Annotated in this window: 10 protein-coding genes; 8 read left to right on the forward strand and 2 right to left on the reverse strand. The window is 76.4% G+C overall.

Annotated features, from left to right (window positions below):
- Positions 1-4 precede the first annotated feature (4 nt).
- The 8 genes from KGD84_RS15330 (at position 5) to KGD84_RS15365 (ending at position 10,464) form a co-directional block, all read left to right on the forward strand.
- Positions 5-697 (forward strand): sirohydrochlorin chelatase, encoded by a 693-nt coding sequence (locus KGD84_RS15330; protein WP_220561032.1) that lies wholly within the window; start codon positions 5-7, stop codon positions 695-697.
- Between the two features lie 101 nt (positions 698-798).
- On the forward strand, positions 799-1,944 hold the full coding sequence (locus KGD84_RS15335; protein ID WP_220561033.1) for a dual specificity protein phosphatase family protein: 1,146 nt from the start codon (positions 799-801) through the stop codon (positions 1,942-1,944).
- A 289-nt stretch (positions 1,945-2,233) separates the two neighbouring features.
- Positions 2,234-2,965 (forward strand): septal ring lytic transglycosylase RlpA family protein, encoded by a 732-nt coding sequence (locus KGD84_RS15340; protein ID WP_220561034.1) that lies wholly within the window; start codon positions 2,234-2,236, stop codon positions 2,963-2,965.
- A gap of 165 nt (positions 2,966-3,130) precedes the next feature.
- Positions 3,131-6,727 carry a TM0106 family RecB-like putative nuclease gene (locus KGD84_RS15345; RefSeq protein WP_220561035.1) on the forward strand — a complete coding sequence of 1,199 codons (3,597 nt, stop codon included), beginning with the start codon at positions 3,131-3,133 and terminating at the stop codon, positions 6,725-6,727.
- A gap of 154 nt (positions 6,728-6,881) precedes the next feature.
- Entirely contained in the window at positions 6,882-7,205 is a 324-nt protein-coding gene (locus KGD84_RS15350) for a hypothetical protein (RefSeq protein WP_220561036.1), read from the forward strand.
- 10 nt (positions 7,206-7,215) lie between these two features.
- Positions 7,216-7,710: a hypothetical protein gene (locus KGD84_RS15355; RefSeq protein ID WP_220561037.1), complete on the forward strand. Its 495-nt coding sequence runs from the start codon at positions 7,216-7,218 to the stop codon at positions 7,708-7,710.
- 17 nt (positions 7,711-7,727) lie between these two features.
- Positions 7,728-8,948 (forward strand): tyrosine-type recombinase/integrase, encoded by a 1,221-nt coding sequence (locus KGD84_RS15360; RefSeq protein ID WP_255646572.1) that lies wholly within the window; start codon positions 7,728-7,730, stop codon positions 8,946-8,948.
- Positions 8,949-9,075: 127 nt separating this feature from the next.
- Positions 9,076-10,464 (forward strand): hypothetical protein, encoded by a 1,389-nt coding sequence (locus KGD84_RS15365; RefSeq protein WP_220561038.1) that lies wholly within the window; start codon positions 9,076-9,078, stop codon positions 10,462-10,464.
- 77 nt (positions 10,465-10,541) lie between these two features.
- Here the strand turns inward: KGD84_RS15365 and KGD84_RS15370 are convergent, their stop codons facing one another.
- Together KGD84_RS15370 and KGD84_RS15375 are read right to left on the reverse strand one after the other, a co-directional pair.
- Positions 10,542-11,060 (reverse strand): hypothetical protein, encoded by a 519-nt coding sequence (locus KGD84_RS15370; protein ID WP_220561039.1) that lies wholly within the window; start codon positions 11,058-11,060, stop codon positions 10,542-10,544.
- A gap of 173 nt (positions 11,061-11,233) precedes the next feature.
- On the reverse strand, positions 11,234-12,616 hold the full coding sequence (locus tag KGD84_RS15375) for an amino acid permease (RefSeq protein ID WP_220565767.1): 1,383 nt from the start codon (positions 12,614-12,616) through the stop codon (positions 11,234-11,236).
- Positions 12,617-12,946 lie beyond the last annotated feature (330 nt).

Consider the following 12,946-nt stretch of genomic DNA (forward strand, 5'->3'; position numbering starts at 1 on the left):
GACCGTGCACCGACACCCCGCCCTGCTGCTGGCCCTGCACGGCACCCGCGACCCGCGCGGCACCGCCGTCGCCCACTCCCTGGCGCTGCGGGTGGCCGAGCTGACGCGCGTGCCCACCCGCCTGGCCTTCGCCGACGTCCTGGAGCCCGCCGTCGGCCGGGTCGCCGCCGACTCCCCGGGCCCCCTGGTGGTGGTGCCGGCGTTCCTGGCGGCGGGCTACCACGTGCGCACCGACATCCCCGACCAGCTCGCCCGCGCCGGGCGCGCCGACGCCGTCGTCACCCCCGCCCTGGGCGACCACCCGGCCGTGCGCGACACCGCGGTGCGGCGGCTGGTCCGCGCCGGGTACCGGCCCGGCGACGCCGTGGTCCTGGGCTGCGCGGGGACCTCCGACCCCCGCGCCATGGCCGACCTGCGCCGCGCCGCCGACGCCCTGTCGGGCCGCCTGGAGGCCCCGGTCCACCTCGCGTTCGCGGCCACCGCCGCGCCCTCCGTCGCCGAGCGCGTCGCCGAGCTGCGCGCCCGCGGGCACCGGCGCGTCGCGGTGGCCTCCTGGCTGCTGGCCCCCGGGCTGTTCCAGCGGCGGTTGGAACGGTCCGGGGCCGACGTGGTGGCCGGACCCCTGTGCCCGGACGCGGCCGTCGCCCACGCCGTCGCCGCCCGCTACGCCGGGGCCGCCATCCCCCAGCCCGCGTGAACGCCCGGGCGGGTGGCCGATTGCGGCAACCGGGTGCGCATCCGCCCCCGACGGGGAAGACATCCCGGTGGACCCGCCACCGCCCCCCGAGAGGCAGCGCCATGCCCACGCCCCTTGTGTCCGACGACGTCCGCGAACCCGCCTGGGACCGCGCCATGGGCGTCCTGACCGGGGCCGCCGCCGCAACGGCCCTGGTCGGCGCCGACCCCGGCCTGCTCGCCCGGTTCCTGGACCCGGCCCCCTCACCGCCCGCCCGCCTGGCCGTCCTGGCCCGTACCGCGCTGGACCACCGTTCCCCGCCGCCCGCCGACCCCCTGGACCGGGCCTGGACCGATGTCCTGCGCGCCCTGGTGCGCACCGGTGCCGCCCCCGACCGCTCGCCCGAGCTGGAGCACGCCCCCGTCGACGACCCCCGCGGCGCCTCCTGGCGGGCCCTGGTCCGCACGCCCGTCCCCGAGCACGCGCCCCACCGGGGCTCCTTCGCCTGCACCCACCTGGTGGACGCCGTCTGGACCGCCTACACCGCCTCCGGGGACCCGGCCGCCATGTACACCGGGGCCCTGGCCGGGGCGCGCTGGGGCCTGTCCGCCGTCCCCCTGCAGGCGCTGCGGGTCCTGGCCGGGACGGTGGACCCCCACACCCTGGTCGCCGACACCTTCGCCCTGGTCCGCGGCCCCCGCGCCGACCTGTGGCCCCACTGCAGCGTCCTGGCGGCCGAGCCGCGCCGCCTGCCGCCCTTCGCCGTCCCCCACCCCCTGGACCCCGAGGTCCTGCTGGGCAACATCGACCACCTGCGCGCCCGCCCCGAGACCGTCGACGCCGTGGTGTCGCTGTGCCGCACCCACCCCACCGACGCGCCCCACCTGGCCCCGGCCGACTGGGTCCGGGTGTGGCTGCACGACAACCCGAGCACCAACGCCAACCTGCACTTCGCCCTGGACGAGGCCGCCGCCGCGGTCGCCGCCCTGCGCGCCGAGGGCAAGCGCGTCCTGCTGCACTGCTGGGCCGGGGCCTCGCGCACCCCGGCGGTGGCCGCCCGCTACGCCGCCGCGGGGCTGGGAGCCCCCGTGCTGCCCTCCCTGGCCCTGCTCATCCGCACCGTCGGGGGGCACCTGGACAACCCCTCCCTGGCCCGCGCCGTCGCCCACCTCAGCGGCCACGACCTGGCCGACCCGGCCGCCGCCCTGTTCCCCGACGGGATCCCGCCGCGCCGCGCGGACCTGCCCGAGCCGCGCATCACCGGATGACCGACCCGTGACCGGATAGGGACCGTCCGCAACGGTGTCGTGAGAAGTTCCACAAACCGTCGCTTTCCGGTACCGTGACCTCAGCGTTACCCCTTAGGCTCTGCGCTCAGACCCCGCGTGACGCCACCCGGCGGTCCCTCTCCGGCCCCGCGCCCGGGCCCCGGTACGGCCCGGCACCGGCGGGCGCCGTGCACCCGGCGCACCCCCCGCCCTCCTTCATCCGGGCGGCGCCGTGCACGGGCCACCCGAGCGGCCCGCCCTGCCCTGTTCCCGTTCAAAGGACTCCGACGTGGGCGAAAACCAGCCCCAGACCACACCGGTCGACGAGGACACCGCGCTCCTCGACGCCGCCCACGGACCCGCGCCCGTGGGTCCCCGGGTCGCCGCCAAGCGCGCCCGCCGCAAACGCACCCTCATCCTCGCCGGCGCCGCCGGCCTGGCCCTGCTCGTGGGCGGCACCGCGACCGCGGCCGTCGTGGCCACCGGCGCGGGCCCCGAGGGCGCCACCAACGCCACCGTGGTCCCCGAGGCCGACCCCGACCCCCTCGTCCCCGCCCAGGAGCAGGGCGAGCCGGACACCGGGGCCGCCCAGGGGGCCGAGGAGGCCGTCGCCGGGGCCACCCAGACCACCAGCGCCGAGGCCTCCGACATCAAGGAGGAGCCCGAGCCGGAGCCGGAGGAGGACACCTCCACCGACAACGGCGGCGGTGGCGGCGGCGAGCCCACCGGGGAGGGCGGCACCTGCGAGGCCTCCTTCTACGGGGCCGACTTCGCGGGCCGCACCACCGCCAACGGCGAGACCTTCGACCCCAACGCGATGACCGCCGCGCACAAGACCCTGCCCTTCGGGACCATGGTGCAGGTCACCAACCCCAACAACGGGCAGTCGGTGACCGTGCGCATCAACGACCGCGGGCCCTTCGTCGCCGGGCGCTGCCTGGACCTGTCCACGGCCGCGTTCGACCAGATCATCGGCACCGGGGCCGGCGTCGGCCAGGTGCAGTGGCAGGTCGTCTCCTAGCCCCCGACCCGCCCCTCGGGCGCCCCGCACCCTCCCCGAGGGCGCGGGGCGCCCTGCGTTGCGGGCGGTGCGGGATCCGCGTGTGATCCCCCGCACGTCCCCACCGCGTGGCACAATCCCCGTCATTCGCAAGATCATCCACCGACATGCGAGGGAGCAGGGGCGTTGTTCCGCACCACCACCGGCTGGGTCGTCTCACCCACAGACCTCGTCGACACCCTCGAATGCGACCACCGCAGCGCCCTCAAGGCCGCGCTGGCCGCCCGGGTGGAGGGCGCACCCGCCCCCGAGCCCGTCGACCCCCTGGTCGCCCACCACGGCCTCCTGCACGAACAGGCCGAGCTCGAACGCCTCACCGCCCTGTTCGGCCACGTCGTGCACATCCCCGACCCCCACCCCGACGACACCTCCCTGGCCGAGGCCGCGGCCGCCACCGCCCACGCCATGGCCCAGGGCGCCCCCGTCATCTACCAGGGCTGCTTCCACCACCCCCTGCCCTCCCGCGGACCCGTCCCCGTCGCCTTCCACGGCCGCGCCGACTTCCTCATCCGCGCCGACCTGGACCCCGCCACCGGCGCGCCCCGCCCCGACGCCGACCCCGAGGAGCCCTTCACCTACGAGCCCTGGGACACCAAGCTCGCCCGCCGCCCCGGCCCCGGCGCCGTCGTCCAGCTCGCCGCCTACGCCCACGCCGTCACCGTGGCCACCGGCCGCGCCCCCCGCCGCATGCACCTGCTCACCGGCGACGGCCACACCCACAGCCTGGACACCGTCGACTTCACCCCCATCCTGGGCACCGTCACCGACCGGCTGCTGGACTCCCTGGCCGCCGCCCCCGCCCTGCCCTCGCCCACCTGGGGCGCCCCCCGCCCCTCCTGCGACGGCTGCGGCTACTCCACCTGGTGCTCCTCCGGGCGCACCGCCGCCCGCCACCTGTCCCTGGTCGCGGGGCTGCGCACCGACCAGGCCGCCAAGCTCATCGACGCCGGCGTCTGCACCATCGACGACCTGGCCCGCGCCGACGACGACCAGCGCCCCGCCACCCTGCCCCGCCGCTCCTTCGAGCAGCTGCGCGCCCAGGCCCGTCTCCAGGTCCGCCAGGACACCACCCGCACCCCCGACAACCCGCAGGGCACCGTCACCGCCGAGGTGTTCGCCCCCGACGGGCTGGCCGGCCTGCCCGCCCCCAGCCCCGGCGACGTCTTCTTCGACATGGAGGGCTACCCCTACCACTCCCGCGAGGGCGGGCGCGGCCTGGAGTACCTCTTCGGCGCCACCACCGAGGACGAGCACGGAGCCGAGACCTTCCACACCTTCTGGGCCCACGACCGCGTCCAGGAGAAGAAGGCGCTGGAGGACTTCGTGGACTTCGCCTGCGCCCGCATCGAGGCCGACCCCGGCGCGCACATCTACCACTACGCCTCCTACGAGGTCGACCGCCTCAAGCACCTCAGCTCCGAGTTCGCCACCCGCGAGGAGGAGGTCAACCGGCTCCTGCGCGAGCACCGCCTGGTGGACCTGTACACCGTGGTCCGCAAGAGCCTGCGCGTCTCCCAGCGCTCCTACTCCATCAAGTACCTCGAACCCCTCTACCTGCCCGACGCCCGCTCCGGCGGGGTCACCACCGCCACCTCCAGCATCGACGCCTACGCCGCCCACCTGTCCGCCCTGGAGGCGGGCGACCACGACCGCGCCGCCCAGGTCCTGGCCGACATCGCCGCCTACAACCGCGACGACTGCCACTCCACCGCCCGCCTGCGCGACTGGCTGGAGGAGCACCGCACCCTCCAGGGCATCACCGACCGGCCCGCCGTCCAGCTCGAACTCACCGAGGACGAGGCCGAGCGCGCCCGCAAGCGCGCCGAGCGCCTGGCCCGCCAGGCCGCCCTCACCGGACCCCTCCTGGACCAGGTGCCCCAGGACCCGACCGAGCGCACCGAGGAGGAGGCCGCCCGCGCCTCCCTGGCCGCCCTGGTCGGCTACTACCAGCGCGAGAACCTCCCGCCCTGGCGCGAGCACTACCGCCGCACCAACGCCCCCCTCACCGACCTGGAGACCGACACCGACTGCGCGGTCCCCTGGCAGGTCCGGGCGGGGGAGTGGATCGAGCCCACCGGCCGCCAGCGCAAGGTCCGCCGCGAGATCCTCATGCGCCTGGACACCTCCCACCCCCATCCCTTCACCGCCGGACAGGACGTCCACCTGCTCTACCCCGGCGCCCCCGGCCAGCCCGCGCTGGCCGCCACCGCCTCGGTCGCCGAGGCCCGCCCCGACAGCCTCACCGTCCTGGAGACCTGCGACGCCGACGCCCTGCACTTCCGCAACCCCGTCGCGGTCCTGCCCGGCTCGCCGGTCAACCCCGCCCCCAAGGACGGCGCCCTGGAGCTGGTCGCCGGCCGGGCCCTGGAGGACCTGCCCGACTGGCCCCGCCACGCCGGGCTGGACCTGCTGCGCCGCATCCCCCCGCGGCTGGCCCCCGCCGGGCCCCTGCCCGACCCGGCCGCGCACGGCGGCGACCTCATCGAGGCCACCATCGCCGCCGTCGACCGTCTGGACCACTCCTACCTCGCCGTCCAGGGCCCGCCCGGGGCGGGCAAGACCTATCTGGCCGGGCGCCTGATCACCCACCTGGCCCGCCAGGGCAAGAGCGTGGGCGTGTGCTCCACCAGCCACAAGGCCGTGGAGAACGTCATGTCCGCCGCCCTGCGCGCCGCCCGGGAGGCGGGGGTGGAGCTGCCCGCGGCCAAACGCGCCAAGTCCAAGAAGGACGCCGACCCCGACCTGCCCTGGGACCAGCCCACCAGCCCCCAGGCCCTGGCCGGGTGGCGCACCAAGCACACCGCCGAGGGCCGCCCCGTCCTCATCGGCGGCACCGCCTGGGCCATGGCCAACGCCTCCATGGTCGCCGACCCCCTGGACGTGCTCATCATCGACGAGGCCGGCCAGTTCGCCCTGGCCGACACCCTGGCCGTCTCCGCCGCCGCCCGCGACCTGGTCCTGCTGGGCGACCCCCAGCAGCTGCCCCAGGTCGTCCAGGGCACCCACGGCGAGGGCGCCGACGCCTCCGCCCTGCAGCACCTCATGGGCGGCCGCCAGATCATCGACCCCGCCCGCGGCTACTTCCTGGACCAGACCCGCCGCATGCACCCGGCCGTGTGCGCCCCCGTCTCGGACCTGTCCTACCAGGGCCGCCTGCACGCCCACCCCGCCACCGCCCAGCGCACCCTGTCCGTCCACGAGCCCGGCCTGTACGCGCACGTGGTGGACCACCGGGGGCGCACCACCCACAGCCCCGAGGAGGTCGACGCCGTGGTGGCCGCGGCCACCGCCCTGGTCGCCGACAAGGTCACCCTGGACCCCGGTGCCGGGCCCCGGCGGCTGACCGGCCACGACATCCTCGTGGTGGCCCCCTACAACCTCCAGGTGCGGGCCCTGCGCCGGGCCCTGGCCCGCGCCGCCGAGGCCGACCCCGCCCTGGAGGGGGTCCGGGTCGGCACCGTCGACCGCTTCCAGGGCCAGGAGGCCCCGGCCGTCATCTGCTCCATGACCACCTCCGACGCCGCCGAGACCAGCCGCGGCACCGCGTTCGTCCTGGACCGCAACCGCCTCAACGTGGCCCTGTCGCGGGCCCAGCTGATCGCCGTGCTCGTCCACTCCCCGCACCTGGCCACCACCGCCCCGCGCAGCATCGAGGAGCTGCGCCTGCTGGCGTCCTTCACCCGCCTGAGCGGCGCCGCCCGCCCCTGGCCCGACCACCGGTGACGGCGGCCCGCCACCGGTTTCGGGCACCCCGCGGGTGGAGTACGTTTTACAGAGCACGCCCCCTGCCACGGCCGGTCCGCGCGATCGCGAGGCCGTGCGCCGCGCGTGCGCGACGGCCCTCCCCGACCCGTTCCCGAAAGGCACCCCGGCCCCCGTGTCCGACAGTCCCTCCGCCTCCGGTGGCGGCCGCAACACCCGCCACCCCACCGGAATCCGCGTCGTCGTCCTCATCCTGGCCCTGATGGCCCTCGCCCTGGGACCCGCCGGGTACCTCATGGGCGCCAACGCCCAGTCCCACGCCGGGTCGGCCGCGGAGTGGTTCACCCTCTCCTTCGGCGCCTTCGTCGGCATCCCCCTGCTCGCCGCCGCCGTGGCCACCGTCGCCGGGGACCGCAGGGCCGCCCTGTGGTCGCTGGTGCTGCTGGCCTGGCCGCTGGTGTTCGTGTCCCTGATCCACTTCACCCCCCTGGGCGGGTAGGCTCCCGGGCGTGTCACCCAAGAAACGCAGACAGCGCAAACCCCGGCGGGACCACGACCGCGGCGCCGCACCGGAGCGCGCCGGCGCGGAGGCCGGGCAGGAGCCCGGGACCCGGGGCCGGGTGTCGCGCACCCCGGTGGTCCTGGACGACCCGCCCGACCGGCGCGTCACCGCCCTGTGGGTGGTCCTGGCCCTGGTGTGGGGCCTGGGGTCGCCGCTGGCGCTGGCGATGCTGCTGTTCACCACCATGGACGCCGCCGCCGTCGACCCCGCCGACCCGGCCGCCGCGGCGGGGGCCGTGGACTCCATCGGCACCGCCCTGATCTGGCTGCTGGTGCTGGCGCTGGTCGTGCCCGCGGTGTCGGCGGTCGCCGCGGTGGTGCTGCGGCGCAGGATCGCCGCGATCGGGTTCGCCGTCGCCCTGGCCGTCTCGGCCGGCCTGATCTTCTGGGCGATGCCCCCGGCCGAGCTGTGGGACGCCCTGCGCTCCCACCTGTCCGGCTGACCCGCGGGGAGAGCCCGGTGGAGACCCCCGAGCACGCCGTGGCCCTGCCGGACGCCGTGCGCACCCGCCTGGCCGCGGGCACCCAGAGCGTCCTGGTGGACGCCCGCGCCCTGGAGCGGGTGCGCGAGCGCTTCGACGACGACCAGGCGCGGGCGCTGGGCCGGTTCCTGGCCAACGCCCAGTCGCCCAACACCCTGCGCGCCTACCGCACCGACTGGACCGCGTTCACCGCCTGGTGCCTGGCCGAGGGGCGCACCGCGCTGCCCGCCGAGGCGGTCGACGTGGCGGTGTACCTGGCCGCCTGCGCCCAGGCCCGCACCCCCGACGGGCGCCCGGCGCTGGCCCCGGCCAGCATCGAGCGCCGGGCCGCGGCGATCGCCGCGGTGCACGGCGCCCACGGGCTGGCCTCGCCGACCCGCGCCGAGGTGGTGCGTCTGACCCTGCGCGGCATCCGCCGCACCCGCCGGGCCCGCCCGCGCCGCAAGGACCCGGTGGTGCTGGCGACCCTGGAGGCGCTGCTGGCCCACCGGCCCGGGCCGGGGCACCCGGGCGGTGTCGCCCGGCTCCGCGACACGGTGCTGCTGCTGACGGGGTTCGCGGGGGCGCTGCGCCGCTCGGAGCTGGCGGGCATCACCTTCGACGACATCACGGTGCGCACCGACCCGGCGGGCGGGGCGACGACGCTGCTGGTGGAGCTGGGCGCCACCAAGACCGACCAGGAGGGGCGGCGCGGCCACGTCGTGGCGCTGCCCCGGGGCCGCCACCGGCACACCTGCCCGGTGTGCGCGCTGGCCGACTGGGCGGAGCTGCGCACCGCCCACCTGGAGGGCGGCGCCGACGCGGTGCGCGCCCTGCTGGCCCGGGCCGCCGCCGAACCGCCCGCCGCCGCGCACCGGTGCGCCCGCCTGGACGCCGCCGCGCTGGCGCCGCTGGCCGACGGCTCGCAGCGCCCGCTGCTGGTGTCGGTCTCGCGCCACGGCGCCCTGGGCACCCGCGCCATGACCGGCCAGTCGGTGGGGGACACGGTCAAGAAGTACGCGGCCCGCGCGGGGCTGGACCCCGACGCGTTCGGCGGGCACTCCCTGCGCGCCGGATTCGCCACCCAGGCCGCGCTGGGAGGCGCCGCCGACCGTGAGATCATGCGTCAGGGGCGCTGGACCAACCCGCGCACGGTGCACGACTACATCCGCAGCGCGGACCCGTTGGACGACAACGCGGTGACCCGCCTGGGGCTGTGACGGGGCCGGGCGGGGCCTCGTCTCGAATCGTCAACGAACCCGCCTGTGAGGACGGAAAACCGCACTTATCGTGCGATCCTTCACTCACGACACATTAGGTTGGTTGCGTGAGAAAGGGGACGGGCCCATGGTCGACGAATTCCGCGCCACATTCCAACAACTGATCGACGCCTCGGTGACCGCCGACCCCGGCCAGTTCCCCGCCGCGGTCCACCGCGTCCTCGTCCTGGCCTCCCGGATCCCCGTCTCCGAGCGCGAACTCGCCCTGGAGGCCCTGGCCCCCCTCCTCACCGGCGACCACGCCGCCCCCGGCATCACCGCCGACCTGTGCGTCGTCGCCGGGGCGCTCGTCGAGACGGGCACCGACCCCGGCCCCGCCGGCCCCGAGGTCCTGCGCCGCCTGCGCGCCATCGGCCGCGGCGCCATCGTCTTCGCCCGCGCCTGGCAGCGCACCGGCGGCGGCGAGCCGCCCGACCCCGACTCGGTCACCGCCGCCGACGAGAACCGCGTCGCCACCGACCTGGGCGCCGACGCCCCCGGCGCCACCATGTGCTGGTGGACCGTGGCCCGCCACGCCCTGGCCGCCAAGACCATGCTCACCCGCTCCACCGTGCGCTCCCACGTGCGCCGCGACCCCACCCTGCACGCCGAACTCGTCGCCGTCGCCAACCAGCTCGGCGACCACCTGCCCGACCTGCAGGAGGTCCGCGCCCTGCTGCGCATGGCCGAGGCGGGATCGGCCCTGGTCCTGGACCGGGAGTCCGGCCGCGCCTTCCGCGTCCTGTTCGACGGCATCGGCGACAACTTCCAGCTCCACACCCTGCTCGCCGACGCCCTGGTCGGCCCCAACGGCATGGGCCTGGCCGGGGACCCGCCGGACCCGCGCTGGGTGCGCGCCTTCCGCGACGGCGACCCCGACCCGGCCGCCCGCACCGTGCGCGGCTGGTGGAACCTGGTCGCCCACGACGGCACCTGGGTGTGGAACGAGGGCGTCCCCGCCGAGATCCCCACCCTGGACGGCGAGCACGTCCTGGTCCTGGACGAGCAGCCCTACCCGCGCTCCTGGAGCGCCCACCGCCGCCACCCCCTGGTCGCCGGCTGGCTGGAGGTGGAGGGCGAGCTCCTGGCCGAGGAGGCCGCCCTGTGGTGGAAGCGGGTCGCCCCGGCCGAACCGGCCATCCCCGACCCCACCGACGACTCCACCCCCATCCCCGAGCCGGTCCTGGCCGAGGAGGCCGCCGGCGCCGAGCGCGTCCGCGGCTTCCTGCCCCCCGAACCCGAGCCCGAGCCGCTTCCCCGCCGGCCCGAGGCCGCCCCCCGGCCCGAGCCGGCACCGCCGGAGCCCGCGGCGCCCGCAGAACCCCCGGTGCCCCCGGCACCCGCGGCCCGACCTGAACCCGCGCGCCCGGCCGCGGCCGAGCCGCCCGCGCCGCCCCGCACGGGCGGCGGCACCGGCCTGCCGCCGCTGCCGCCCGGGGTCTCCAACAGCTCCGCCTGGGGCCCCACCTGGCGCTGAACCCCCCTTACACGGCCGCGGGCCCGCACCCCTCTTCCCGGGGATGCGGGCCCGCGGCCGTGCGGGGGACGGGGCGCTCAGGCCCGGTGCCGGGGGACGTGCTGGGCCTCGGGCTCCGCGCGCTTGTCCGCGGGCCGCTCCTCGCCCTCCTCGTACAGGCCCTCGAAGTACTCCTCCTCGGTGACCTCGTGCTCCTCGGAGCGCCGCCAGCGCCCGCCGACGAACACCGTGGCCGCCAGCACCAGCGCCACCGGCACGAACACGCCCAGCGGCAGCAGGTCCAGCGCGCCCTCCAGGCCGGGCACCGGGGGCAGCCGCTCCAGCAGGTGTCCGCGCACCAGCGCCACACCCGTCGCGGAGCCCAGCACCAGCGCCACCGACAGCGGCAGCATCGGGGTCAGCCGCGGGGGGACGGCCAGCAGCGCCACGATGACCCCCACGCCCACCAGGCCCGCCAGGACCAGGGGGCCGCTGCCCTCCAGGACACCGCGTTCGGCGGCGTGCAGGGAGCGCAGGTGGGAGAAGGCCCAACCGCAGGCCAGCAGCAGGACGGGGGCGAGGATGAGACCGGACAGGAAGCCGACGATATGTCGCACGGGGGTGCTCCTCTCAGGGGTTGCGCGACACCTTAGCGACAAAACCGGTGACCAGCACCCGAACCCCCACCGAACGGGACCACCCGGTCCCCGCCCCGCGGTCCGTGCCCCGGACGCGCGGCGGGCGCCGCGCCCCGGTGGGGAGCGGCGCCCGCGTCCGGACGTCCGGTGTGTCAGGGGGCCCCGGGGTCCCGGCGCAGCCCGTCCGCTCCGGCCCGCCCGTCCATGGGCAGGACGCGGTCCGAGGGCGGGCTGCCCAAGCGCCGCCGCACCTCGAAGGCGGCCAGGGCCACCGCGACCGCGCCCAGGGACGCCAGCAGCGCCGGGCGCTGGTCCGGGATGACCAGCATCGCCACCCCGATCACGACCAGGCCGACGAGCGTGGCCCAGGTCAGGTACGGGAACGCCCAGATGGCGAACCCCAGCCGCTCCGGCTCGCGCTCGCGGACCCGGCGCCCCACCACCAGTTGGGAGGCGCAGATCGTCAGGAACAGCACCAGCAGGATCGCGCCGATGGAGGCCACCAGGAACGGGAACACGTGCCCGGGGAACAGGTACTCGGCCACCGCGGCCACGTACCCGACCACCGTGCCCAGCAGGATCGCCCGCACCGGCACGCCGCGCCGGCTGGTCCCGCGCAGCACGCGCGGGGCGTCCCCCTGGCGGGTGAGGGTGAACAGCATCCGGGAGGAGGTGTACATCGCGGCGTTGAGCACGCTCAGCACGGCGATGAACACCACGATCTCCATGATCAGGGCCGCGCCGGGGATCCCGACGTGCTCCATGACCGCCACGAAGGGGCTGGCCCCCGGATCCACCGTACCCCAGGGCAGCACCGCCACGATGACCAGGATCGAGGCCACGTAGAACAGGCCGATGCGCCACAGCACGTTGGTGACCGCCGTGGCCACCCCGCGCTCGGGCTCGGCGCTCTCCCCGGCGGCGACGGTGATGATCTCCACGCCGCCGAAGGCGAACAGCACCACCACGGTCGCGGCCAGCACGGCCGTCCACCCCTGAGGCGCGAACCCGCCGTGCTGCCACAGGTTGGCGACCGAGGAGCCGTCGGCGCCCTGCCACAGGCCCAGCGCCCAGGCGCCGCCGATGAACAGGAACGCCACGATGGTGGCGACCTTGACCAGCGAGAAGAACGACTCGGTCTCGGCGAAGACGCGCACGGAGATGAGGTTGGCGGCCGTCATCGACAGCAGGACCGCCAGGGCCAGGATCCAGGCCGGGACGCCGGGGATCCACCCGGACAGGATGGTGGCGCCGGCGACGGACTCGGCGGCCACCAGGACCGCGTACATCCACCAGTAGACCCAGCCGATGGTGAAGCCCGCGCGGGGGCCGAAGGCCAGGCGCGCGTAGTCGGAGAAGGAGCCTGCGGCCGGGACCGACACGACCATCTCGCCCAGGGCGCGCAGGGTCAGGAAGACCAGGGCGCCGGCGATGAGGTAGGAGACCACGGACGCGGGGCCGGCCGCCTGGATGACCGCGCCGGAGCCGATGAACAGGCCCGCCCCGACCGAACCGCCGATGGCGATGAGCGCCATGTGGCGGCGCCGCAGGGTGTGGGCCAGCCCGGTGGTGGTGGACTGATCTGGGGTGTTCGCCGCGGGGTTGGGCGGCGTTGTACTGCTCGTCACATCCCCAACACTAGGAGCACACCGTCACCCCGGTGAGCACCGACCCCACAGAAAACACCCCATCAACCCATCAATATGGGGCAAATCACAGTGAAATCCGGTCAACCGGCACGCACATGACCGGGGACACCCACGGGGGCGACCGCCGCCACTGCACGGTGTGAGCGCCGCCACGCCACCGGTCCGGACCGGTCCGGACCCTCCCCACCACGGGGGAGGCGCACCGCCGCCCCGGCG

Source organism: Nocardiopsis changdeensis (assembly GCF_018316655.1).
Classification (GTDB): Bacteria; Actinomycetota; Actinomycetes; order Streptosporangiales; family Streptosporangiaceae; genus Nocardiopsis; species Nocardiopsis changdeensis.

Coding starts and splice junctions, on each gene's coding strand:
- KGD84_RS15375 (WP_220565767.1), bottom strand. CDS start 12,616: ATGGCGCTCATCGCCATCGGCGGTTCGGTCGGGGCGGGCCTGTTCATC.
- KGD84_RS15335 (WP_220561033.1), top strand. CDS start 799: ATGCCCACGCCCCTTGTGTCCGACGACGTCCGCGAACCCGCCTGGGAC.
- KGD84_RS15365 (WP_220561038.1), top strand. CDS start 9,076: ATGGTCGACGAATTCCGCGCCACATTCCAACAACTGATCGACGCCTCG.